Origin of the sequence: Halomonas sp. M1 (genome assembly GCF_029581375.1) — a bacterium.
Classification (GTDB): Bacteria; Pseudomonadota; Gammaproteobacteria; order Pseudomonadales; family Halomonadaceae; genus Vreelandella.
In genome coordinates this window covers 1,827,965-1,848,048 of record NZ_CP121119.1, presented here as the reverse complement: position 1 = coordinate 1,848,048, position 20,084 = coordinate 1,827,965, and the positions used below count along the sequence as shown (strand labels likewise).

The window sequence follows — 20,084 nt, the reverse complement described above, 5'->3', positions numbered from 1 at the left end:
CATCAAACCGTTGTGGCTCATGCCACGAAGCGTTACGGACGTTAGGCTGAGGGCGGGTTCGAACTCTCATCTAGTCACCCGCGCCTGTGCGGATATAGAACGTCTGTAAGGCCAGTGTACGGCGCTTGCGGCGGATCTCAAAGATAGCCACGAACGTTTCCCCGTTGATCGTTAGCTCCCTGCGTACTTGCGCTGTGTTGGTGGCGCGTGATTCCCCGGCATCCACCAGTGCTTCCCCTTCGTTCAATAGCTGCGGTAATAGCGCGTAGTCGCTGGGTGTGACAGGGCGCTGGCCGCGCTGGCGTTCCGCTTCTCCGCCATGGCGCTCCTGCACGTGCTTCACCACAAAGGGGTCAATCGAGTAATCAAAGCCGCTAACGTTTAGCTGCTTAATGTCCGCTACTTGCGCCGTATCTCGCGTGCTGAGTAGCCCCAGGGTACGCACAGGCTCCAGACGTTCTGGCTCGGTACCGTTGAGTACTCGCTGGGCATAACGCCGGGCGTCATCACCTACAGACGGTAATGAGCGATAGCTGGTCGCTAACTGGTCGCGCACCTGCTCAGGCACACCCTGCATGTAGCCTTTGGCAATTTGGTAATCCCAATGGCGCACCTTTTCCGCCATGGTACTCACGGTGCGGTTAACACTTGCACCGGGCGCATAGTCCCAGCCTTGCCCGATGCCCGCCGGTGCGCCGGTGCTGGGATCGGTCGCGTCCCAGCCTTCTGGCAGGGCTTTATCGGGATCACCGCCCATGCGCCGTGCAATGGATTCCCGCCGGGCCCCGACCACGTAACACCGGCAGCCCCATCCGTTGGGTGGGTAGTGAGTGGCCCAAAAGGGGTGGTCAGCCGGGAGCGTTAGGCCATTCCACCCGAGGTGTTCACGGCGCGGGTTGCGCACGCTGTCGTTATGGCGGTAGATCCAGAAGGTAAAGTTGCCTTCCCGCAGCTGAGCGAAGCGGCCAGCGGCATAGCTGGTTTGAGCATTGGTGCGATAAATGATGCGGGTACGCCAGGCACGCCCGGCGGCAGTGCCTTCGCCTGTCCAGCCATGCCAGCCGTTCTTTTCCACGATGCTGCGAAAGTCGCGGCGGAACTCTCCAATGCCCTTACCTTCGGTGATGGTGCGGTCTACGGCAGTGGCAATGTCGCTGAGTAAATCCGCTTTCGTCGCCCCGGCAATCATAAAGCCCGCATCGTGCTCGCTGCGGGTAAGGTCATCCCACCGGGCCGTGGGCACCAGGTTCCCCAGCTTCTGGCGAAAGAACGCCGTTTGCTCATTAAAGGGCCGGTTCATCACCACTGACAGCGACGGCTCACTCATCGGCGGCATCCTCAATATCGCTTCGGCCTGCGGCCTGGGCTGCCGTGAGGGCATCGCCAATCATTTCACCCAGCCCTGCTTCTTCCAGTTCTGGCTGGGCGGCCATGAGCATTTCGCGGAACTGCTCCAAGCTCTCGGCGCTGTCGAGCATTGCTTCGATACGCGCTAGCCATTCAGCGATTTCCCCCTGGCCTTCCCGTTGCATCTGTTCGGCCAGCGCGTCAGCGGGCGTCATCGGCTGCACGTCTTGCCGTAGCGCCGCCAGGCGTGGGGGCGCTGGCAGTTGCCGCAATGCACCCATAAACGGGGTTTGTGCTGCCGCTGGCTTGAGTACTTCCTCACCTTCTTGGGCTCTGGGAATACCCGACGTTTCATGGAACCACCACACCGGCACCTCTATACCCATATTCACGAGAGGGGGCAGGCTCTTAGATAGGCGCTCCAGGTCTTCGGTTTCGCCGGTGTCCAGATAGAAGCGTGGCGCACGCTGGGGCTTGTCGATGCCGAAGTTGAGCGCGGCCATGGGCCACAGGATGGCATTACGGATACTGCCTGCGTATTGGCGGGCATCGGAGCGGATCAGACTCATCTGGCCGCGTTCATGCACGTTGCCCAGTGCGTTGGTGTTGGTGCCTTCACCGGTACCGCTGGTGAGCGTGCCGCCCAGAATGGCCTTGGCTTTAGCACGCTCGCACCAGTCCATCATGGCTTTGTAGAGATCCGCAGACGCTCCCTTGCCTGCGGCTTCCATGAACTCGATACCCATGCCTTCGGGGATGATGCCTGCCGCGTTCTGGCCCAGGGTGACCACGGCGCGTAAGAGCGTCGCTTTCTCTCGCTCGGTGGCGTTGCGTGGGTACTTACCGATGCGGGCCGGTAGGCCGTAGATTTCCAGCAGCTGCGCTAAATCGCCAAGCGCGTAGTTCTGGAACAGATAGGGCCATGCGAGCATGCGGTGTAAACCCATGCGGGCGACGTAGCCGCTCTTGGCACGGTGGCGGTGTTGCACCCAGCCAAGCGGCCATAGCTCATCGCCCGTGGCGCTGTTGTCGCGTAGGGTGATGCAGTTTTGGTCATCCGGGTGTAGCCTGAACCAGCTATGCGGGCGCAGCGTGGGCTGCTCGATGTAGCGCAGTGCGCCGTCTCGTTGCCATGAAAGCTCCAGGTTCGCCCAGCCGTGGCCGATGCCGGTACCGAGATCCAAGATCAGGTCTTCTACTTCAAAGCCCGAGAACACTTCAGCGGCGTGCTCAGCGGCTTTCTTTTCTTGGGCGTTGGCGCCATCCGGTGGCACGATCTGCCACTCAAGCTCTGCTGCTAGCTGCCTGCGCTTGCCAAGATCCGCGCCGATCTGGGCGTCCTTCTCTTCCATGTCGTCAAAGAGTTCAGACTGCGCTTTGAGGTCGCCTTGTTCGGCGGCTTCAAGGATCTGGTACAGGCGCGCAGGCGTGAGCCCTTTTGTGGGGTGCTCGGCGAACTCTCTTTTGAGCTGCCCAATCCGGGCATCGTTGGTCTGTTGCTCTTTCAGCGCTGGGCTATTCGTTTTGATCAAGTTACGCCGATACTTCTTTGCTGGGCTTACCATGCGCCGCCTCCTGTATTTTTAAAACCGCCAAAGCCATGCATATCAATGTCGTCGCTGTCGTTGTCCTGGCGTGAGCCAGGCAGGGGCGCGGGGGTGAAGTCGATCTCTATGGCTTCCATCTCGGCGGCGTGGTCTGCTAGAACGCAGGCCATTGCACCGTCACCGTGGCGTTCGCCGCTGGTTTTGCCTTCCGGCAGGCGGGCAACGCCGCGTACCAGCTTAAAGGCGCGGTGGTCATCGACCAGGTCGTCATCCTTCGGAATGGTGATTGAGCCATCCTCAAAGCGGGCCTTATAACGGGGCATGCGTTCGCGGTACCAGTTCTCGGTGGCCATCACCTGGTCAACGATGGAGCCCCACTTATCTGTCGCTGATTCACCCATGTAAGCGCCGTTGCCTCGGCTGTCGATGGCGACGCCGCACAAGCGTGGCAGCGCGTCACCAATGGCAAATAACACTTGTTCTTGCTGCTTGAACGGCACGTTGTGCATTTCCATCAGGAAGGGCACCGTGCGGTGCAGGGTATCTCCGATCTCCATGGGGGCAATGACCGAGAGGTCACCGCTACGGGCAAAGTCTTGCCCCAACGCATGCTGTCGGCGTGGGTTAAGCGTGGTCAGTACAGGCTTCAGGTTGTCGGTGATCCAGTCGGCCATTTCGGCAGCCCGCAAGGGTTCGGGCATGGCGTTAAATTTCCGCGTGCCGTTAAAGCGCAGTACCGGGGCGGGAGCCATGCACGCCTCAATCATGACCCGCGTTAAGTAGCTACCGCCGCCCTGGGCAGGAACGCAGAACAGCTCTTCGTCTTCGTTGGGCTTGTAGCGGTTGATCAACTGTTGCCGCCAATGGGCTTCGCCTTCACGGGTCCACGGCTGGCCGGTGACCCTGCAAATGCGCTTGTAAAAGCCATCGGCTAGGGCGTCGTCCAGGTCAACACGGTGCAGGCTGTAGTCGTACTTCCCGGCGCGTATGTCATTGACCAGCTCGTTGAACGGGTTATCTTCGCCGTTGTGTGTGCTGATGATGCGAATCTGGCCGCCCCAGATAGTCATGGCCATCGCCGCTTTTAGCAGCTCCTGGATGTCATCCACGAACGCGGCTTCATCAATCACCAGGCGTTCGCCGGGGCGACCTTTACTGCGTAGGTTACGTGGGTTGGAGGTAAACGCCTGGATCTGGTTGCCGCTGTCGAACTTGATGGTGTAGCTGAGGATCTGCTTGTCTTCGGCTTCAATCACCGACTCTTCGATTTGACTGGCAGCGGCCTGATAGGCCTTTGCCCAACCGGCGCAATCCTGAATAAAGCCTTGGGTCATTTCTTTGTTGTAGGAGATGTAGTAGACGTTTGCGCCTCCGCTGGAAGCGGCATACAGCACATCGTCTGCCGCTTCGCCGTAGGACAGGCCGATACGCCTCGACTTCTCAATGACTTTGACGGGAGACGTGTCTTTCACCCAGCGCTGCTGGTAGGGCAGCAGCACACTTTGTTCAATGGCTGCGCTCACGACATGCCCTCTAGGATGGCAGCGCGAAGTGCCGCCACCCCTGCATTGGAAAGCCCCTGGGCACGGCCTGCTGTCTCTGCTTTTTCTGCCGCTTCTTTAGCCACTTCCAGGCGTAGTTCTTTGGCCCACTTTTTCTGGCTAAGCGAGACACGGCCTATTTCCGCTAGCGCTTTGGTCACGTTCGATAGATGCTTTGCTGCTACTTCAGGATCGTGACCAGCTTTACGGATTGCGATGGTGATTCGCAGCAACTGGTCTTGCACCATGCGGGCTGTGGCATCAATCAAGTGGCCGCTTTCGTCTTCGCCTTCTGATGCCATGGCGCGGGCTAGCTCGGTGGTTTTACGCACATCGCCCATGGCCTCTTCGAACTCCTCTTGGAGATCCTGGCCATAGCGATGCACAGAGCTTTTCGAAACGTTATAACCGCGCTCGCTGAGCCACCCAGCTAACGCTTCGTAGCCCTGAAAGCCGCTGCTGACGAGCTTTTCGTTAAGCTGCTCGCGCACCTCTTGGGGTAGGTCGAACACTTTATTGCGAGGCGGCATATCATGCTCCTGGGCGTGGCTTGGCAACACCGGGCACATTGGCGAGGCCTTGTGCGCAGTCAGAGCCACGGCCTGTTAGCGTAATAACCCAACCGGCGCGGGGCTGCTGGGTAATCACCAGGCCTTGTTCATCTAGCCACGCTAAATCGCCGTGCAGCTTGTCTCGGCTAACGTGATGACCGTAATGGGCTTTTAGCTCCTCGTTCAGGCTGTATTCGTTGGTCGTGAATTGAGCGCGACGCGAGAGAATACGCAGGATGCCTAGGCGGCGGCCCTCGGTTTCAAAGTCTTGGAAGCTCTGGCTCATTAGTGACCCCCACGCGGCTGGTTCATCAGATAATCATTCATGCGGTTGACCTGGGCCGAGGTAGCTTTCTGGCTGGCATTCATCTCGGCTAACAGCACGTTGGTTCGCGCCATCTGCTCTTGCAGTTTGGCCAGGTCTGCGTGATCGGGTAGCCGCTCCACTTTGTGCTCAAGGTTCACCACTTGCTTTTCCACCCCATCAATACGCTGGTGAGTTTCTTTGATGGCAGATTGGCTGGCGCGATGCTTGTTAAGCCAATATACGTAGGCGGCCATCACGCCCATGAATAGCGCTTGCAGCACATCGAATAGCAGTTTGGCGGCTGCCCAGTTGATTAACTCCATGGTGTTCCCTTATTGGTTGGTTAGCCGCCGACGCGCTTTACAACGGCGTCCATAAACCCGCTGGGCGCTTGGCCTGCTGCCACTTGTTTATCGCGGCTTCGGCAGGTGGCATTAATCCCTAACATGGCGAGCGCCACGCCCCACATCGGTGTTAACGCGGTGACGGCTTGGGCTACTACGCCTGCTTGTTCCGGGGTGGCGACAATCGACCAAGCAATGGCCACGCACTGAATGACCCACGCCAGCGCAGTGAGGTACCCAAACGTAGGCCGCCAGCGGCGTACATAGGCATCGTTACTAGCGGCTTCGGCGCGCATGGTTTTATTGACCTCGCCAAGGCGCACGCTTGCGGCTTCCAGCACCATGCGGGTGAGGGTTTGTTGATGGTCGTATTCGAGCTGCTTGAGTTTGATGGCGGCGTCGGGGTCGCCGAGCGCCTGGGCGACGGCGTCGGGGGTGGCGTTTACGCCTAATGCTTTTGCGGCAAGCGTGCCTACGGCTGCCCCAGCAGGGCCACCGAGGGCGCTGCCAATTAGTGGGGCCATACCGCCAACGGTGTCGGCTAGTTCGCGCCATTGCATGGTCACCCGCCCCAGCGGGCAGGGCCGCTTGTGCGTGTGTCTACATGGGTGAAGGTGTTGTAACGGCCAACGCTGACGTTCGGGTGCTGGGCTTCCACGTAGGTGGCCACCACACCAGGGTCGATGCCCTGCACGCGAATATCTGCCGCACGGCCAAACACATGCTGGCTATTCGGCGCACCGCCAACTCGGCGGTTATGGTTAGTACAGCGACAGCCGCTATTGATGATGACGGGGGCGTTGAAGTGGATGCGAATGTCTTGCAGCAGTGTCAGGGTTTCAAGATCAACGGTGTCGAAGCCGCAGCCGCACTTGCAGGCAAATTCACGGCGGCGAAAATGGGTGGAAATGTCGTCACGGGGCATGGTGGGTGAGCCTCATTGCAGGGTGAGCGGTAAGCAAAGTGCAGTGAGGTTCAGGCTAGAGGGGATTGGCTAGGCGTCGGGAATCAAGCGGTTTAGGAGTTTTCAGGGGCTAGATACGAGGGCATCCCGCACATTGGCGAGATGTTTAGCGATTTGTAGAAGGGACAGTGCTAGGAGAGTGTTGTGCAGCTAACTTATCGGCATAGCTATCATCGTTCAAACAGCTAAACAGTTCTTTTTTTGATAGCCCCATCTGAGAACGCATATCTTTCAGGAGCTTCCTAGCAAAAGGGGAATGATGCTGAGAGACTGTTACCAATCGGCGTTTGCCCTTAAAACTGGGGTGCTCCCACTGGCTATGAGACGTACCATTCTGGCGGTCAAGTGTGAAGCCAAGACGTTTTAGCAATTTCTCAAATTCCCGCCAATCAACTGGTCGTTCCCTGAACCCCATGCCTACTCCTTATGAAAATGCGAGAGGACTTGGGCGGTCTTCTTCCCATACAGCGCGTTGAGAGCGCTTACGGAAAAGAGCTTTCAGGCGTAGCCAATGATATTTAGCACGCACAGATAGTGGTGCCTTACGGTGAAGTAACAAGTCTTTAGCACCTTGCTTGTCACCTTCTTGAAAAATCTCAACAACACGGGCAATGTAATCGCCGATGGCCGCATCCATACGCTGTTTGACATCTTCCACAGAATCGCCTTGAACCGCGATGCCGAGTTCGAGACAGTGAGCAACGTAAACGTTACCTTCACGCTCAATCAGGCCGCGCAGCTTTAGGTGGGGAGTTGTGGTCATGATTTGCCTCCTTTGCCACCAGAGACTAAGAGGCCCTGTCTCAAATGAGCAGGGCATGATCTCTTGATGTACTAACGTTCAGCTTATATGAAACGTTAGATATTGCGCAATGTTTACGTGGCCAGAAAGCAAACAACCCGCCGTGGCGGGTTTGTTGGGGTGGCGAGGAGCCCTTAAAAACCGAAATTTCTAAAAGGTATAAAGTCATCGTCTACCCCGTGTACCTTGATGGCCCCTAGGTGAAGCGTATCACCACGAACGCTGCCTTTAGCGGTATAACGCAACGTAATGTCGGTGGGGGTTATGTAACTGGATTCGATTAGCACGTCTGATAAGCCCTCTTTTTGCACTGAGCAGTCAACGCGAGCCGTACTAAAGTTATCTCCCATCTTCTGCCTGACCAAATATCCCGCTGTTTGGCAAATGCTGCGCTCAGACATTTGCCCTACGATTGGAGGTTCACTAGTTCCCCCGCAGCCTGCCAATAGCGCGGTGGTGACAACTATCATCCCTGTGAATGCTTTCATATCGTTCCCCTAATTCTTTTGAGGCTAGCTTAGCCGTTTGCGTTGTCGCCGAAAAGATCTGACTGCATTCTGGCGCGGGCCAGCTTGCGCTGCTCGCCGAGGATGCTATAGATCTGCGCTTCGGTAAGGTCGTAGTCTTCGACCAGTTGGGGAATGTTGTCGCCGGTGTGGCGCTCCCATATTTCTCGGTCGCGCAGGGCGCGGTCTAGCTGGCGGCCCTGGGGCACGTAGAGGCTGCGGCCACCGGCGAATGAGCTGATAGCCCGCACGGCGGCAAAGGCGCGGCTGCGCGCTACTTTCGGCTCATCACCGGCGCGGATATGCGCGTTCTCGACCACCGTGAGCATGTCGCTTAGCCCTTGTGGCCATTTCTTTAGGATCTCGGGGTCAAGGTAGTCCAAAGCATCGGCGGGGATGCCGAAGCCTAGGTCTAGGTTGTCTACCTTATGTGAGGTCATTGGGATACCGTCCTTGCCGATTGGCGTCGATGATCAACGCCTGGAGCAGCTTGTGCAGTTGGCTATCGTCGAGAAAGTCCACGCGATCCACCTTGAACATGTGCTTTGCCATGCCATCGGCGTAGGCCCAGGCGCGGCCAGCTTCTGCCAGCAGCGCCTCTACCTTGTTCATTTCCCGTTGGCGAGAGCGTGGTGGGTTAGGTGCCCTACGGCCTGCCTTTTTGGCGGGCTTCGGCTCAAAGCCAAGGCGCCGGAACTCGTACATCACCCCGCCTACCGTCTTATTTGTGAGTTCTTTGGCACTGCTCACGCCTGCCGTGCGGGCGAGGATGGCGCGGTACTCTTCATCGCTTAGGCCCAGTTGGGCCTTGGCGATGTGGATTTGCGCGAGTTTGCCTTTGCTGATCATGACGCTACCTCGCCGCTTACCAGTTGCAGGTCTGGGAAGTTCTTTTTCAGGTGGCTGATCAGGGTTTTGGGGCTGTTCCATGTTGGGTCAAACATGATAGTTTTCAGCTCGACCATGTTATCGGCTTGTTTCTTGCCGAAGATCCGCTTGAGCTTTCCATACTGCTTAACGGGATATGCACGACTCTTACGCGGACGAAAGAAACGGGACTCTGGGTATTTCGTTGAGCCGTTCTCGCCGCGCATAAACCACTCCCCTTTGATTTGGCCGTTCACATAGGTCTCAATCACCAGCCGCTCACCCTTGCTAAGACGCTTGTAAAAGGCCACTTCATAGCCGTCAGCGAGGATCTTGGCGCTGCCGAAGACGCCAAACAGCTGCTCTTCTAGTTCCTTCCATTTGTTCATGACGCGACCTCACCGATCTGGGCGTGACGACTGCCGTTCACGCCTTGATGGAAGCTGACTTTCTTACCGTCCTGGTAGCCCTGGTGAATGGCACCGTGGTCGTGGCTGCGCATGCCCTTGGTGTTATCGCGGGGCTTCATGGTTTCCAGGTCATTCCAGCGTTTGGCCTTGTAGGCTTCCACGATGGCGTTCTCAGCTTCAGTGCGATGATGGCGCATTACCTGCGTGGCCACGGCGTTAATCCAAGCGTGCGCGTAGAGGTCGCCACGGCGTACTTTGGTAGCGCGTTTCAGGCGCTTGTTCAGGGTGGCTAGGTAGGCGGTGCGGTCGCGTTTTAACTGGCGGCCTAGCACTTCAAAGGCATAGCCTGCTACTTCGGCAGCACCATTGACGCCGTAGAACTCAACGTTGAGTGTCCATCGCTCGCCGTCGTAAACCTGCTGATAGACCTTCTCAGCGCCAAAGGCACTGGCGACCATGTTGCCCAGCATGGTGACGTATGCGGGCGGTGTTTTTCCTGCGCCGGTTTTAGCCGTGTGCGTTTCCACATCGCTCAAGGCCACGTCTTCGCTGGTGACGCCATGAATGGCCATCAGCTTTTGCGCCTGGCGCAATGCGGCGGCGGCTTCATTGGTATTGCTCGACTTGGCAAGCCGTAGGCACTTTTTGATTTTGTCTAACGCTTTGCTGTCCATTTCTCTCCCCTTGGCTGCTCATCAGTGACGGGCCACCACGCCCGGCAGACGCCCCGTTCTTCAAAAGAGCGGGGCGTTTCGCTTTTTAAACGCCTGCGATATCTAGGCTGATGGGCTTGTATTGATCAGTACTGCCAATGCGCTCATAAATACGGATGTAGCTCTTGGAGCCGGTGACTTGCACCGCGTCAGAGATGGCGTCCATGGCTTTCAGCCAGCGCTTGTCCTGAATGTTCAGGCGGCGCAGGCCGAGCACTTGGCCGGTGCGGATGTTGCCCGCTGTGTCGACGCGGAAGGCGTCTTGCACGATGGTGGCTACCTCGGGGCGAGCGTCGGTTGTCCAGTCGCGCAGGCACTCTTCAATCAAACCCTTGGCAGCCTGTAAGCGCTCATCGAACGTGATGTTCTCTGAAATGGCACGCAGCACTTTGTACTTGCCGCAGAAGCTGACCAGCTGCACGTTGCCTTTCTTGCCACCCATCTGGATGTCGTATTCCTGGGCGGAGGTCTCGACGAGTGCCTCGATCTCGCTGAATACGTCGCTCTTGAAGTCGCGTAGCTGGTCGCGCAGCTCAGTGGCGCGGTCGACAATCGAGAGCACCAGCTCATCGCGGATCTGATCGATTTCTTTAATTTGGGCTTCGGGAATCAAGCGGCCCTTGGCATCCATGCGGAAGCCTTCGGGTACCTGCTGGGTTTCGGTTGCTGGGGTGTTCATGGTTTAGTCCTCTTCCTCGCTTGTTATTTCTTCGTCTTCAAGCTCATTTTTCACATTCTCGATAGCGTCGAGATAAAGCTTTGTGTCTGGCCCATGTAGAAAAATCAGCGCTCCCAACACGTTGTTATTGTTATCGGTGAAGACGCTAGAGACCTCACCAGCACCCACCTCATCCATATCTTTCATCACTTGACTGACGGTTTGGTTGCCTATGGTTTTGATGTTTGTTAGGCGTCCAATAGGGGTTGTAGGGTTGAACATGTTCAGGCTCCTTTACGTGCAAAGTTGGCGCTACGGTTGCGTTGGTTGCTGTGTCGGTGATGGTGCAGCGGCTCGATAAATGCGCCGTTGCGCTGGCGAATGGCTTTGTTGTTACCTAAGCCCAGCAGGAACTCTTCCCACACCGCATACTCAGGCGGCATCTCGAAAGGCTCTTCGTCTGGTGTTTGCTCGCTAGTGGGGGCAGCGGTCTGTTCAGCCAGACCGGTATCCCAGCGCTGCCAGATTCGAAGCACAGCCGCTTCTTGCGCAGGTAGCAGTGGCTCAGGCTCTAGTGCCAGGCGCTCAAACTGGGCCGGGTTAATTAGGTACTGGGCCAAGTTGACGCCATGGCGTGCGATGCGCAGGGCGATAAAGCGGTCGGCGTAGTGCTCGATGATGGCGTCGCTGTAGGTTTTCATGGCTTATCTCCCTGGCTTGCAGCACCTTTCAGCAGTTCTGATAGGCGCTTGGGGGCGTTGGCTTTTTCAACGGCCTTGGCGGTTTGGCGCTGACCTTTTGACGTGCTGGCTACGGTCGCTTGCCGGTTGGCCATGCGGGCATGTTCGGCTAACACGTCATCGGTAGAGCGCTCTTGAAACGCTGCGGCGGGCGGGCGATTTGCAGACACTTTGGCACCGCTGCGCTTTGCCTCTTCCTGCTGCTTTTCCACTTCACCGGCGTAGCGGTCGGCGCAGTTGGCCACCACTTCATACAGGTAGCCGTGGCCCGTGAGCGGAAGGTTACTGGGCGGGCGTTCCAGAAGCTGATCCAACGCCATTACCCACACCTTGAGTGGTGCCTGGCGGGTGATGCCTTTACGTTCGATCACTTCACTGGTGATGACGTCTTTCAGCTCGCCCAGAAGGCGGGCACTTTTAGCGCTGGCCAGGGCACGCGATTTGGGCCGGAACATGCCGAGGTAGCGCACGATGCGGCTGCTCAGTAGTGAGGGCATTTCCAGCGCGGCGGCTAGCGCCTGGTTGTGTTCGCCCTGGGAAACGAAGGCGGCCATGTCGCCGCTCATGCCGCACTCGGGGCAGGTGGCTTTTAGAGTCATTGCTTACCCTCCGCTTGGTTGATAACGGCTTGCAGCTCACGCTGGAGTTCGCGGGCCATATCCGTACTGAGGTGCATCTTGATCGGGCGAGTGAGTGGTTCGCCTTGAAGCGTCAGGGTCAAACAGTTGCCGCCGTAGTAGGTGCCGGAGCGAAGCTGAGCGCTAACGGTGTAAAGAAGTCGCTGGTCGTCTACGAGCAGCACGCCAGCGGGCGGTGCGGGAAAAAGTTCGACGATTTTGCTCATTGTTCTTCTCCCTGGCGCTCGGGGTTGTGCGGGCATGATTGGCAATGCCGCCATAGGCGCATGGCCATGGGGTTGTGGGTAGGCGCTGGGCGAGCGCGGTAGTCGCGGCACTGCTCAACGCTGGTGGTGAGCTGCTGCGCTGGGCATTTGAGGCCATCCAGGGCCAGCAGCACTTTCTTTTCGATGCTCTCGGTAGAGGGGCTGGGGTAACGGTTAGCCAGTGCCAAAGAGACTGCGCTACGCGAGACACCAATGCGCTCACCGGCCATCTTCCGATTGGTGGCGCGCACTTCATCGGCCAGCAGCAAGATCCAGCGGGGCGGCTCTTCGCCCCAGTTGGAGATGTCGACGGTGCGGGTACGGCGAATGACGCCGTTTTTGATAGGCATGCTCATGGTTCACCCCCTTCGGTTTTGGTCACACGGGAGTAAACGACTTCGCCGGTGTTGGGGTCGTAGAGCTGTTTAGTGCGTCGAATCATCGGGGCCATGGGGCCGGTCCAGCGGGTAGGTACCAGGCGGTAGCGGCCCGGCACGCCGGGGGACGCCTCCACGACGGTTTGCAGGTACCCGGCCCGAGAGAGCATCTTGATGTATTCATCTGCCGTGGCTTTGGCGACCGGCACTTGAGGTGTGCTGGCGGCATCGGCTAGCTCTTGGCCGGTGAACGCGCCAATGATTTTGAGCGTGCGCCATAGCTGTTCGCGCCCTGGGGGTGGTGGCTGTGAGCCGTCCCGGCGCACGCGGGGTGCTTCCACACCGACATCGCGCGCTAGGGAGTAGATAGCGCTGGTGGCGGGTGGGGAGTCAGGGTTGTTGCGTACCAGAAAGCCACCGGCGATGAGTGCGCGTAGGTAGTCGCTGATGCGGCTCTCGCTCAGGCTGGGCTTCTGGTGCTTGAGGGCAATACGAATGCCCTGCATGGTGATCAAGCCATCTTCTAAATGCTGGTGACGGATGGCGTCCCAGATAAGCTGGCGAGGGGTGACAGCCCCCGCCAGTGCGGATAGCGTTTTACGCTTTGCGACGTTCTTGGACGGCATGCTTAACCCCTCCGCGCCGGTGGTTGGCCGGTGTGGATCTCACGCTCGCCCCATTCCCGCAGGCCGACCATCGCCCAGCCGTTGGCCGTGGCTTCGTTGTGGATCTGGTAGAGGTTCACCGCTACACGGCGCAGGCAGCCTTTTACCCGTTCGTTCACCGCTTCCAGCAGGTCGTCTTCGATCTCGATATTGGGGTAGCTTTTATCCGCTAACGCGCGCACATCATCTAGGCTGGCGGCTTGGGCGGGCACCCATTCCAGTACGCGGTTGTGCAGGCGCTCCAGGCGGCGGCTCATGGCAGCGGGCACTTGCTCTTCACCGATCATGATGATGGTGCCTTGGCTGGCCTCGAACAGGTCGGTGATGATGTTGGCGGCGCTTTTCTCAATAATGTATTGCACGTCGTCAATGATCATCGGGCGGCCCGAGCGCGAGAGCTGTTCGGCCACTTGGTCGAGCATATCGTTCAGGGTTTTCATGGGTGCGATGCCCATTTCGCGCAACATCGCAATCACAAAGGCTTTCTTGGTAAAGCTTTCGCGGCACTGGATGTAATAGGCGCGGTGCAGGTTGGCGGCATAGGCCGCTGCCAGGCTTTTGCCGTAGCCGCTGGGGCCGTACATCACCACCAAACCAGGCAGTTCTGGCGGGCGGTGGGCAGCGCTGGCAACGGCTGCCGTTAACAGGCCTACATTGGTGAGTGGTACAATCGCGTTGACGCTCATAGTGTTTCCTCGTGAGTTTGAGTGTTCTGGGCTGAGTGCTTACTTGGCCCAGGGATTGCGGACGGGTGGCCGCCCGTCCGTGTCCATCGCTTCTGCAATGGCTTTTAAATCTCGGTTATCTCGGTAAATCTTGTGCCATTCACGCGCCTCTTCTGGCACGTCTTCGCCGCGTTTTAGTTGGGCATCTAACTTGTTCCATAGCCGCCAGCGCTCGACCTTGTTGTTGGGAAGCTGGAAAGGCTTGCCTTCGGCTTCTAGCTGCTTGAGGTGAGCGCGGGCATGGGCGATTTTGCGTTCTTGCTGCTGTTCAGAGGCCTGTGATACGGGTTCGATAACGCGGATCTCCACGTCTTTGCCGGTGAGGGTTTTGCCTTTTTGCGCGAGTTTGGCGAATTGGCCTTTTTGGCGGCGCTCACGGCCTTTCTGAACCACGGCGACAGGCATGGCGGGGGTGGCATTGCCGTCTAATAGCGCTTCGCCAATGATCTCGCCTTCCAGGGTGAACACGCCCACTTGGCCTACATCCCGGTAATCCCAGCCCACGCGCACTTCTTCGCCGTGGAAGTTGACCAACTCAGGTAGGAAGTAGATGCCGGAGTTAACCCGCACTTCACCCCGGTGGGTTTTGCGCACCAGTTGCGGGCGCATCAGTGAGGCGACCACATCAGCAGGCGCTGTCAGCGCTTCAAAGCCTTCGGCTTCGGCACTTTTCCAGGCTTCCATGGGGCTTTGATGGCGTAGCTTGCCGGTCTCTACATCGCGGATTTTTGGCAACCCCCGGTGGGGGCGGAAGTTGTAGGTGTCCAGCGCTTCGTTTAAGCGGTCATAAAACTCTTGAAACGTCGGTAGCTGCGCAGGCTTTAAGCCTTGCTTAATATCCCGACGGCTGAGCTTGTGCGCTTTAGTAGCGGCTTCTTTATCCATGTCCGCGCCGATATAGCTGTCCATGGTTTTCGCCAGCGTGACCAGGATGGTTTTGTGGGCGCGCTCAATCACACCGCGTGCCTGTGAGTTGTAAGGCAGCGAGTGGGTCATCTGTCCACCCAACCGATCCACTACTTCGCGGATGGTGTCGTTGGCAAAGCCAGAACCGTTATCGACATAAAAGGTGCCAAACATACCGGCACGGCTGACCGAGTAGCGCAGCGCATCCAGCGTGGCCAACGTCGATTCGGCTAAGTTCAAGGCAAAGCCGACGATCCGGCGGGTAGCCCAATCGATAATCAGCGTGACCTCTGGACGGAAGGCTTGGCCGGTTTCAGGATTGATCACTTCGGCATCGAAGGTGTGGCCATCCGCCACCCAAATGTCGTTGGGCCACAACTCATTAGCGGTACGCCGCACAAACGCTTTGAGCGATTTGCTTTCATGGGCACCCATGCGGCCACGCTCCCGCGCTTCCGGTGAGAGTTTAGCCAGCCAGCGGCGCACCTGGTGTATAGAAGGGTGCGGCGGTGGTGTCTGCTCCACCAGCAACTGATAGGCAGCTTCAACGCTCGGTTTCTGCGGCTTCTGGTAACGCTTGAGAAAATCACCTGCCCACTCCGGCATGCTCATATCTGCTTGGCGGCGTTTGGGCGCAAGGCCGCGCTCGCCGTGCTTTTTAAAGTCGGCGATCCAGCGCTTTAGGGTGCGCTCGCTAAGGGTGCGGGTTTCCGTCTTACGGTCGTTGGCCAACACCACACGCTGCTTAAGGTAAGGCGTTAGATCGTCGGCTTGGGCGTGAGCCACTAACGTTTCGATAGCGCGCTGTTGGGTGACCATCTTGCTCATGCGTTCGATCTCGCGAACGAAGGCCACGCGGGCGGTCATTACTTGGCGCTGGGCATCGGTAAGTTGATGCTGGCCTGGGCGCTGCTCTTCTGGCGGCGGCGCGACGGTGCTAACAGGCGTGGGTGCGGCGTTATCTGCTTGTGCCAAAAGCAGTGCGTTTTGGGTTTCGGTGGGTAGCACGGCGAAGGCGTATTCCACAGCCTTGCTGCCCAGGCGTGGCTGGCCTTCCCACTTTTCTCGTTTAGCGCGAATTTGTATGGCGCGCTCAGTGCCGGGCATACCTGGCAGCCCGGCCAGTTCTTTGGCGGAGTACCAGCTCATACACGCCCCCGCTGGAATAGGCGGGCGTTGCACTCTGCGGTAGATTGGGCGGTGCGACCCAATCCCAAATCACTCTTAGAGGAACGCCCATGAAAGGTTTGCTCGCTAGTTTTGACAAAACTCTTAACATCGCTCGCGCTGCGATCGATCTCGCTAAAAGTGACAGAGACAGTGCGACACTTTTGATAGAGCTTCGCGAGCACATACAAACGCTGCGCGAGGATATCCTCTCGATGCGCGAGCAGGTGACGACGCTTCTTGAGGAAAAACGCGAACTCACGGAACGGCTTGCCGAAGCGACTGATTTTTTGGCTGAGCGCGATATGTACTCGCAGCTGGTGCTTAAAACAGGGAGTGTTGTATATGTACGAAACAGCCCGAGCAGCGGGGAACACCACCAGCCAGTGTATTTTTGTGCTAACTGTTTCGAGCAGGGCCGTACCACTGTCTTGAAGCTTAAGCAGCAAGATTTTGGACACGATCTTTATAATTGCCCGGCGTGTCACTCGACGGCGCATATCCCCCATGAGCGGCACCATACGGCAGAGACGATAGTGACGCCGAACCGATGGCGGGATGTTTGAATTCGAGTTATTCATTCCTCTTCTCCCATCAGCTTTTTTAGCTTGCGCAGATCCGCATTTACCCGCTCCTGAATGCGGGAAAGCTTCCCGTATTCGGCAGCAAGCGCCTCACGGCCATAGGCCACACGCCCGCCCCGTAGGTGGACGATCCAATCAGTAAAGGCGTGGCTCTGGCAGACCTCTTCCAAAAGCGGAATACGGTAGAACGGGATGTTGTGGTCGCAGCGCCCTGGCGAACTCCAGGCATCTAGCATGTGCTTGGAAACGTCATCACCGGAAAGGCGGCTCATCTGTGCGGCCACTTCGTAACGGTCAACGGGGCAGTCCTTCAGAACGATGCCAACTAGTTCACTGACCTGGGCGGCATAGTTGCCGCTGCCAGGCAGTGGTGTGACAGGCTCGGGAACAGCGAAGATGTCTAGCGTTAACTCATCTTTGACGCGCTTCATGGCTATGCTCCCTGCGCCATTTGACGATGCGCCGAAACGTTAGAACCGCTATCCTTGTCGCATAAGCGGTTTTGCGCGTTTGCGGTTGTGCGCTTTGATGAAAGCTTCTCGGCACGGTTGGGGCGTTCACGGCATGGGGTGCCATCATGGTTCCAGCGCTCTGGCCAAACGGCATGCGGCGCAAGCCCAAGCTTTTTGGCAATAGCGCGCTCCATGCGTGGGTAAGGGGTGTACTTCACCAGTTGCACCGCGTTGCCAGTGACGCCAAGTTCGTCGCTCAATTTGCGCAAGCTAGAACCCTGGCTGCGGAGTTGGTACTTCAACCACTCCCAGCGCTGGGTCGGATTGATAGGAATTTCGTTGTTCATGGCGTCACCTCGGTGGCGTTTTTTGGGGTGTCTAACCTGTCGTTCCCCCATAAACATAGCCGCTTTGTTCCTTACGGTAAAGCGAAAAACGGCATTTCGCTTTGCACAAAACGGCTATCAGCCATGAATTATTATTATGTTGTTGATTTTATTGGAGTTAATTGTATGCGAAATTTCGTTTTCTTTATTGATGTCATTTCGATTTCTACGCTAGGGAATGCGAAATGACTGAGACGCTATCAGCGCGACTCCGTAAGTGTGCTGAAATTGCCGGAAGCGGCGATAATTTGGCGCGCATAACGGCCATACCCAGAAGGACGCTTGAGTACTATCTAACTGGAGATAGAGAGCCGAAAGTGGCACGTTGTGTAGAAATCGCTAAAGCAGTTGGAGTGGATATTGGGTGGTTAGCATCAGGCGAAGGGGCAATGCTGGCAGGACAGGGCGCTGCCCCACCTGCTACGGAAGTGCCTGGTATGGAAGACTACGCATTCGTGCCGCTGTATGACGCCCAGTGCAGCGCGGGTGCTGGTGCTTGGAACGAGAACTGCCGCGTGCTCACGCATATCAGCTTTACGCGCTACTCACTGCGTAAGCAGGGGCTGACGCCGGAGCATCTTTCGGCGATTCGTATTGATGGTGACTCGATGGAACCGGTGCTGCACAGCGGTGATACGGTGCTAATTGATCACACCAGGACGACGATTGAGGGAGAGGGTATTTATATTCTGCGCCTGGATGGACACCTCTACGCCAAGCGGTTGCAGCGCCAGTTCAATGGCATCTCGATCATCAGTGCAAATAAAGAATATGACAAAGTGCTGGTGCCCCAGGATCAACTGCACGAGCTAGACATCATTGGGCGGGCTGTTTGGTCTGCTGGGTGGCTGTGAGGCAGTGCCAATTCATGCGCAAAAAAACGCCGCTTCGGTTAGAAAGCGGCGTTTTTCACTTTGTGGGGTATTTGGCACTAAACGGACGTTTTAGCCGTTAAGGCTGTTTCGCTTTGTCCCATTAAAAATAACCAATCTCTTGAAGCCGGTCGAGAATGCGTTTTTCCTTCACACGCAGCGCACCCAGCTCCATAAGTAAGTCGACTGCCTCGCGGTCTGAAAGATCTTCGCGCATACCTCTGGCAATGCTAGTTGCGGCCCTATCCTTAGTTTTTAATTCAACAGAATATCGCCCCACAGCTGATTTAGAGGCGTTCACGCCTTGCGCTTGCAGCCACTCAGCATGTTCCATAAGGTTGCTGTATCCTGCTTCCCTCAAACGTTCGTCCAGCTGAGAGCGCAATTCCTTTGGCATTTGGTCAATTACACTGACTCGCGGCATGTGGCTTACTCCTGATTATTGGTCTTATCTCAGTATATCGGGATAGTCCCGTTTCAGGTAGTCCCATGTTAATGGATTTAGTCCCACATTTTGCCGCTTGGTGTTTAATGCCATATCTACCGCTAACCCACAATCCCCTATATTCCCCCATTGCTAGGCCTCTTCCACGCCAAGAGGCGACTCCTGCTTATATTCCCTCGAACGAGACTGTGCGCGCCTCTATACGCCGTTGGCAATTGTGTTATTGTCTAAGCCAACTACGGGCCTAATTGGGCAGTCTCAAATAAAAAACGATGCGGCTAAATAAGCCCCGATATAGAAAAGGCGCGCAGCACGTTGAAGAAAGCGAGAACGAATACCGGCTAGCCCAATGGGTTGTGGATAGATGGTTCCAGGGAGGAAGGGGTTGTGGATAAGGGAAGGAGGGGTCATGGAAGAAGCAAGAGAAGTGTTTCAACAAATTTCAAAAATGGCGATCCTGTTTAGTGGGATGGCCATTTTTTATATTTGGTTGGAAAGTAAGTTATTAAAGAAATTGAAAAATAAGCGAAGGGAGCGCAAGTAATGGAAGGATTTGATCGGGGCTTTGCAAGCATATTAAGTGAGCTTGAGGCTGGGTTACAGCAAGCAATATATTATGCAATCTTTATTGATCTTTTTTTTCTAACAGCTCTAGGTGTTTTTATATGGTGCTGTTGTGTATATGTTATTAATTATAAAAAATTTGTGGATGAAAATCTAAGAGTGAAGAGGGTAGAAAAGCAATATTTCTCTGCTAGAGCTGAAAGGGAGAGGCTTGAGGCTAAGTGATTAAAGACAGAGTTTATGCTAAGTGATGAATTGGAGAGTGGGATTAAATTTAGTAATGAGACATTTGATGGCAATGTAAAACTTTAAAGGTTGTTTTTTATTATGGGTATCTGTAATTATTTTCACAGGAGAGTTTGAGCGAGGCGTCAATATTTTTCTGCGACGACTATAAGTAGTCAGGTGAAAAAAGTTTATTGAATGATGTGAGGCGACTTTTTATGAAGGTTTTTTTTGGGGGTGCTTTATTGCCGATGCTTACTCATTTTTTAGCATTTTACCCTTGATGGTTGGTAATGTGACAGGCGTAGCAAAAGTACTCCTTGAAAAACAGCTTCTTGCTCCTTTGGCGGTTGTTGCTAATCTTTTGTTTTTTAACAAAAAAGTTGGAAGTTAAGTGTTTTTCTTGGATTCACGCTTCTTTTATTTTTAGTGCTTATTTTGTTTATATATATTCAAGTTTTATTGAAAGCACTGAGTTTTTAAGTGATTGGCAACGGCCTGTAGCTGAAATATGAAATGTATTAAATAAACTCCTG

General features: G+C 56.2%; 30 protein-coding genes and 1 other RNA gene. 4 read left to right on the top strand and 27 right to left on the bottom strand.

The genetic code is table 11. The features are described 5' to 3' along the window. Window positions 1-70: 70 nt before the first annotated feature. From P8S54_RS08400 to P8S54_RS08285, 24 genes are all read right to left on the bottom strand, one after another. The gene (locus P8S54_RS08400) at window positions 71-1,327 is read right to left on the bottom strand and encodes a phage minor head protein (protein ID WP_281444023.1); all 1,257 of its coding nucleotides are present in this window, start codon (window positions 1,325-1,327) and stop codon (window positions 71-73) included. Further along, window positions 1,320-2,912 carry a DUF935 domain-containing protein gene (locus tag P8S54_RS08395; protein WP_281444022.1) on the bottom strand — a complete coding sequence of 531 codons (1,593 nt, stop codon included), beginning with the start codon at window positions 2,910-2,912 and terminating at the stop codon, window positions 1,320-1,322. The genes P8S54_RS08400 and P8S54_RS08395 overlap by 8 nt, the downstream gene beginning before the upstream one ends. Beyond that, complete coding sequence (locus tag P8S54_RS08390; protein ID WP_281444021.1) at window positions 2,906-4,417, bottom strand: terminase family protein; 1,512 nt, start codon at window positions 4,415-4,417, stop codon at window positions 2,906-2,908. Before P8S54_RS08390 ends, P8S54_RS08395 begins: the two co-directional genes overlap by 7 nt. Continuing rightward, window positions 4,414-4,965, bottom strand: coding sequence for a DUF3486 family protein (locus P8S54_RS08385; RefSeq protein ID WP_281444020.1), 552 nt, complete (start codon window positions 4,963-4,965; stop codon window positions 4,414-4,416). The genes P8S54_RS08390 and P8S54_RS08385 overlap by 4 nt, the downstream gene beginning before the upstream one ends. A 1-nt stretch (window position 4,966) precedes the next feature. Continuing rightward, window positions 4,967-5,272, bottom strand: coding sequence for an ArsR family transcriptional regulator (locus tag P8S54_RS08380; protein ID WP_263069199.1), 306 nt, complete (start codon window positions 5,270-5,272; stop codon window positions 4,967-4,969). Beyond that, window positions 5,272-5,616 carry a DUF2730 family protein gene (locus P8S54_RS08375; protein WP_281444019.1) on the bottom strand — a complete coding sequence of 115 codons (345 nt, stop codon included), beginning with the start codon at window positions 5,614-5,616 and terminating at the stop codon, window positions 5,272-5,274. The genes P8S54_RS08380 and P8S54_RS08375 overlap by 1 nt, the downstream gene beginning before the upstream one ends. Window positions 5,617-5,636: 20 nt before the next feature. After that, on the bottom strand, window positions 5,637-6,197 hold the full coding sequence (locus tag P8S54_RS08370; RefSeq protein WP_281444018.1) for a 3TM-type holin: 561 nt from the start codon (window positions 6,195-6,197) through the stop codon (window positions 5,637-5,639). Between the two features lie 2 nt (window positions 6,198-6,199). Beyond that, complete coding sequence (locus P8S54_RS08365; RefSeq protein ID WP_281444017.1) at window positions 6,200-6,562, bottom strand: D-Ala-D-Ala carboxypeptidase family metallohydrolase; 363 nt, start codon at window positions 6,560-6,562, stop codon at window positions 6,200-6,202. 463 nt (window positions 6,563-7,025) lie between these two features. Further along, a complete protein-coding gene (locus P8S54_RS08360; protein ID WP_281444016.1) occupies window positions 7,026-7,364 on the bottom strand; it encodes a hypothetical protein in 339 nt (112 codons plus the stop codon). 173 nt (window positions 7,365-7,537) lie between these two features. Continuing rightward, window positions 7,538-7,891, bottom strand: a complete 354-nt coding sequence (locus tag P8S54_RS08355; RefSeq protein WP_281444015.1) for a hypothetical protein — start codon at window positions 7,889-7,891, stop codon at window positions 7,538-7,540. A gap of 29 nt (window positions 7,892-7,920) precedes the next feature. Then, a complete protein-coding gene (locus tag P8S54_RS08350; protein ID WP_281444014.1) occupies window positions 7,921-8,349 on the bottom strand; it encodes a Mor transcription activator family protein in 429 nt (142 codons plus the stop codon). After that, window positions 8,336-8,758: a regulatory protein GemA gene (locus P8S54_RS08345; RefSeq protein ID WP_281444013.1), complete on the bottom strand. Its 423-nt coding sequence runs from the start codon at window positions 8,756-8,758 to the stop codon at window positions 8,336-8,338. Before P8S54_RS08345 ends, P8S54_RS08350 begins: the two co-directional genes overlap by 14 nt. Beyond that, the gene (locus P8S54_RS08340) at window positions 8,755-9,165 is read right to left on the bottom strand and encodes a hypothetical protein (protein ID WP_281444012.1); all 411 of its coding nucleotides are present in this window, start codon (window positions 9,163-9,165) and stop codon (window positions 8,755-8,757) included. Before P8S54_RS08340 ends, P8S54_RS08345 begins: the two co-directional genes overlap by 4 nt. Then, window positions 9,162-9,860, bottom strand: coding sequence for a DUF2786 domain-containing protein (locus P8S54_RS08335; protein ID WP_281444011.1), 699 nt, complete (start codon window positions 9,858-9,860; stop codon window positions 9,162-9,164). The genes P8S54_RS08340 and P8S54_RS08335 overlap by 4 nt, the downstream gene beginning before the upstream one ends. 8 nt (window positions 9,861-9,868) lie before the next feature. Beyond that, an RNA gene (locus P8S54_RS08330) (hammerhead ribozyme type II) lies at window positions 9,869-9,944 on the bottom strand. Window position 9,945: 1 nt separating this feature from the next. After that, window positions 9,946-10,578, bottom strand: coding sequence for a DUF3164 family protein (locus P8S54_RS08325; RefSeq protein WP_281444010.1), 633 nt, complete (start codon window positions 10,576-10,578; stop codon window positions 9,946-9,948). Window positions 10,579-10,581: 3 nt separating this feature from the next. Then, a complete protein-coding gene (locus P8S54_RS08320; RefSeq protein ID WP_281444009.1) occupies window positions 10,582-10,839 on the bottom strand; it encodes a hypothetical protein in 258 nt (85 codons plus the stop codon). Window positions 10,840-10,841: 2 nt separating this feature from the next. Further along, window positions 10,842-11,258, bottom strand: a complete 417-nt coding sequence (locus P8S54_RS08315) for a hypothetical protein (protein ID WP_281444008.1) — start codon at window positions 11,256-11,258, stop codon at window positions 10,842-10,844. Then, the gene (locus P8S54_RS08310) at window positions 11,255-11,896 is read right to left on the bottom strand and encodes a hypothetical protein (protein WP_281444007.1); all 642 of its coding nucleotides are present in this window, start codon (window positions 11,894-11,896) and stop codon (window positions 11,255-11,257) included. The genes P8S54_RS08315 and P8S54_RS08310 overlap by 4 nt, the downstream gene beginning before the upstream one ends. After that, a complete protein-coding gene (locus P8S54_RS08305) occupies window positions 11,893-12,141 on the bottom strand; it encodes a hypothetical protein (RefSeq protein WP_281444006.1) in 249 nt (82 codons plus the stop codon). Before P8S54_RS08305 ends, P8S54_RS08310 begins: the two co-directional genes overlap by 4 nt. Continuing rightward, the gene (locus P8S54_RS08300) at window positions 12,138-12,536 is read right to left on the bottom strand and encodes a hypothetical protein (RefSeq protein ID WP_281444005.1); all 399 of its coding nucleotides are present in this window, start codon (window positions 12,534-12,536) and stop codon (window positions 12,138-12,140) included. The genes P8S54_RS08305 and P8S54_RS08300 overlap by 4 nt, the downstream gene beginning before the upstream one ends. Then, on the bottom strand, window positions 12,533-13,183 hold the full coding sequence (locus P8S54_RS08295; RefSeq protein WP_281444004.1) for a hypothetical protein: 651 nt from the start codon (window positions 13,181-13,183) through the stop codon (window positions 12,533-12,535). The genes P8S54_RS08300 and P8S54_RS08295 overlap by 4 nt, the downstream gene beginning before the upstream one ends. 2 nt (window positions 13,184-13,185) lie before the next feature. Beyond that, window positions 13,186-13,908 carry an ATP-binding protein gene (locus tag P8S54_RS08290; protein WP_281444003.1) on the bottom strand — a complete coding sequence of 241 codons (723 nt, stop codon included), beginning with the start codon at window positions 13,906-13,908 and terminating at the stop codon, window positions 13,186-13,188. Between the two features lie 39 nt (window positions 13,909-13,947). Next, window positions 13,948-16,002, bottom strand: coding sequence for a DNA-binding protein (locus P8S54_RS08285; RefSeq protein ID WP_281444002.1), 2,055 nt, complete (start codon window positions 16,000-16,002; stop codon window positions 13,948-13,950). Window positions 16,003-16,091: 89 nt separating this feature from the next. On the opposite strand from P8S54_RS08285, the gene P8S54_RS08280 reads away from it, so the two are divergent. Further along, window positions 16,092-16,586 carry a hypothetical protein gene (locus P8S54_RS08280; protein WP_281444001.1) on the top strand — a complete coding sequence of 165 codons (495 nt, stop codon included), beginning with the start codon at window positions 16,092-16,094 and terminating at the stop codon, window positions 16,584-16,586. 11 nt (window positions 16,587-16,597) lie between these two features. Here P8S54_RS08280 and P8S54_RS08275 read toward each other — a convergent pair whose 3' ends face one another. Both P8S54_RS08275 and P8S54_RS08270 read right to left on the bottom strand, forming a co-directional pair. After that, window positions 16,598-17,035, bottom strand: coding sequence for a hypothetical protein (locus P8S54_RS08275; RefSeq protein WP_281444000.1), 438 nt, complete (start codon window positions 17,033-17,035; stop codon window positions 16,598-16,600). Between the two features lie 2 nt (window positions 17,036-17,037). Then, a complete protein-coding gene (locus P8S54_RS08270) occupies window positions 17,038-17,403 on the bottom strand; it encodes a helix-turn-helix domain-containing protein (RefSeq protein WP_281443999.1) in 366 nt (121 codons plus the stop codon). 224 nt (window positions 17,404-17,627) lie between these two features. On the opposite strand from P8S54_RS08270, the gene P8S54_RS08265 reads away from it, so the two are divergent. Continuing rightward, the gene (locus P8S54_RS08265) at window positions 17,628-18,296 is read left to right on the top strand and encodes a helix-turn-helix transcriptional regulator (protein WP_281443998.1); all 669 of its coding nucleotides are present in this window, start codon (window positions 17,628-17,630) and stop codon (window positions 18,294-18,296) included. 121 nt (window positions 18,297-18,417) lie between these two features. On the opposite strand, the gene P8S54_RS08260 is transcribed toward P8S54_RS08265, so the two are convergent. Continuing rightward, complete coding sequence (locus P8S54_RS08260; RefSeq protein WP_281443997.1) at window positions 18,418-18,738, bottom strand: phage protein Gp27 family protein; 321 nt, start codon at window positions 18,736-18,738, stop codon at window positions 18,418-18,420. 430 nt (window positions 18,739-19,168) lie between these two features. On the opposite strand from P8S54_RS08260, the gene P8S54_RS08255 reads away from it, so the two are divergent. After that, window positions 19,169-19,303 (top strand): hypothetical protein, encoded by a 135-nt coding sequence (locus P8S54_RS08255; RefSeq protein ID WP_281443996.1) that lies wholly within the window; start codon window positions 19,169-19,171, stop codon window positions 19,301-19,303. Continuing rightward, window positions 19,303-19,548 (top strand): hypothetical protein, encoded by a 246-nt coding sequence (locus P8S54_RS08250; protein WP_281443995.1) that lies wholly within the window; start codon window positions 19,303-19,305, stop codon window positions 19,546-19,548. The genes P8S54_RS08255 and P8S54_RS08250 overlap by 1 nt, the downstream gene beginning before the upstream one ends. The last annotated feature ends 536 nt before the right edge of the window (window positions 19,549-20,084 follow it).

Coding starts and splice junctions, on each gene's coding strand:
- P8S54_RS08355 (WP_281444015.1), bottom strand. CDS start 7,891: ATGAAAGCATTCACAGGGATGATAGTTGTCACCACCGCGCTATTGGCA.
- P8S54_RS08375 (WP_281444019.1), bottom strand. CDS start 5,616: ATGGAGTTAATCAACTGGGCAGCCGCCAAACTGCTATTCGATGTGCTG.
- P8S54_RS08300 (WP_281444005.1), bottom strand. CDS start 12,536: ATGAGCATGCCTATCAAAAACGGCGTCATTCGCCGTACCCGCACCGTC.
- P8S54_RS08360 (WP_281444016.1), bottom strand. CDS start 7,364: ATGACCACAACTCCCCACCTAAAGCTGCGCGGCCTGATTGAGCGTGAA.
- P8S54_RS08325 (WP_281444010.1), bottom strand. CDS start 10,578: ATGAACACCCCAGCAACCGAAACCCAGCAGGTACCCGAAGGCTTCCGC.
- P8S54_RS08340 (WP_281444012.1), bottom strand. CDS start 9,165: ATGAACAAATGGAAGGAACTAGAAGAGCAGCTGTTTGGCGTCTTCGGC.
- P8S54_RS08285 (WP_281444002.1), bottom strand. CDS start 16,002: ATGAGCTGGTACTCCGCCAAAGAACTGGCCGGGCTGCCAGGTATGCCC.
- P8S54_RS08320 (WP_281444009.1), bottom strand. CDS start 10,839: ATGTTCAACCCTACAACCCCTATTGGACGCCTAACAAACATCAAAACC.
- P8S54_RS08385 (WP_281444020.1), bottom strand. CDS start 4,965: ATGCCGCCTCGCAATAAAGTGTTCGACCTACCCCAAGAGGTGCGCGAG.
- P8S54_RS08250 (WP_281443995.1), top strand. CDS start 19,303: ATGGAAGGATTTGATCGGGGCTTTGCAAGCATATTAAGTGAGCTTGAG.
- P8S54_RS08370 (WP_281444018.1), bottom strand. CDS start 6,197: ATGCAATGGCGCGAACTAGCCGACACCGTTGGCGGTATGGCCCCACTA.
- P8S54_RS08335 (WP_281444011.1), bottom strand. CDS start 9,860: ATGGACAGCAAAGCGTTAGACAAAATCAAAAAGTGCCTACGGCTTGCC.
- P8S54_RS08290 (WP_281444003.1), bottom strand. CDS start 13,908: ATGAGCGTCAACGCGATTGTACCACTCACCAATGTAGGCCTGTTAACG.
- P8S54_RS08265 (WP_281443998.1), top strand. CDS start 17,628: ATGACTGAGACGCTATCAGCGCGACTCCGTAAGTGTGCTGAAATTGCC.
- P8S54_RS08270 (WP_281443999.1), bottom strand. CDS start 17,403: ATGAACAACGAAATTCCTATCAATCCGACCCAGCGCTGGGAGTGGTTG.
- P8S54_RS08345 (WP_281444013.1), bottom strand. CDS start 8,758: ATGATCAGCAAAGGCAAACTCGCGCAAATCCACATCGCCAAGGCCCAA.
- P8S54_RS08280 (WP_281444001.1), top strand. CDS start 16,092: ATGAAAGGTTTGCTCGCTAGTTTTGACAAAACTCTTAACATCGCTCGC.
- P8S54_RS08350 (WP_281444014.1), bottom strand. CDS start 8,349: ATGACCTCACATAAGGTAGACAACCTAGACCTAGGCTTCGGCATCCCC.
- P8S54_RS08295 (WP_281444004.1), bottom strand. CDS start 13,183: ATGCCGTCCAAGAACGTCGCAAAGCGTAAAACGCTATCCGCACTGGCG.
- P8S54_RS08395 (WP_281444022.1), bottom strand. CDS start 2,912: ATGGTAAGCCCAGCAAAGAAGTATCGGCGTAACTTGATCAAAACGAAT.
- P8S54_RS08310 (WP_281444007.1), bottom strand. CDS start 11,896: ATGACTCTAAAAGCCACCTGCCCCGAGTGCGGCATGAGCGGCGACATG.
- P8S54_RS08305 (WP_281444006.1), bottom strand. CDS start 12,141: ATGAGCAAAATCGTCGAACTTTTTCCCGCACCGCCCGCTGGCGTGCTG.
- P8S54_RS08365 (WP_281444017.1), bottom strand. CDS start 6,562: ATGCCCCGTGACGACATTTCCACCCATTTTCGCCGCCGTGAATTTGCC.
- P8S54_RS08380 (WP_263069199.1), bottom strand. CDS start 5,272: ATGAGCCAGAGCTTCCAAGACTTTGAAACCGAGGGCCGCCGCCTAGGC.
- P8S54_RS08260 (WP_281443997.1), bottom strand. CDS start 18,738: ATGCCGCGAGTCAGTGTAATTGACCAAATGCCAAAGGAATTGCGCTCT.
- P8S54_RS08275 (WP_281444000.1), bottom strand. CDS start 17,035: ATGAAGCGCGTCAAAGATGAGTTAACGCTAGACATCTTCGCTGTTCCC.
- P8S54_RS08255 (WP_281443996.1), top strand. CDS start 19,169: ATGGAAGAAGCAAGAGAAGTGTTTCAACAAATTTCAAAAATGGCGATC.
- P8S54_RS08400 (WP_281444023.1), bottom strand. CDS start 1,327: ATGAGTGAGCCGTCGCTGTCAGTGGTGATGAACCGGCCCTTTAATGAG.
- P8S54_RS08315 (WP_281444008.1), bottom strand. CDS start 11,258: ATGAAAACCTACAGCGACGCCATCATCGAGCACTACGCCGACCGCTTT.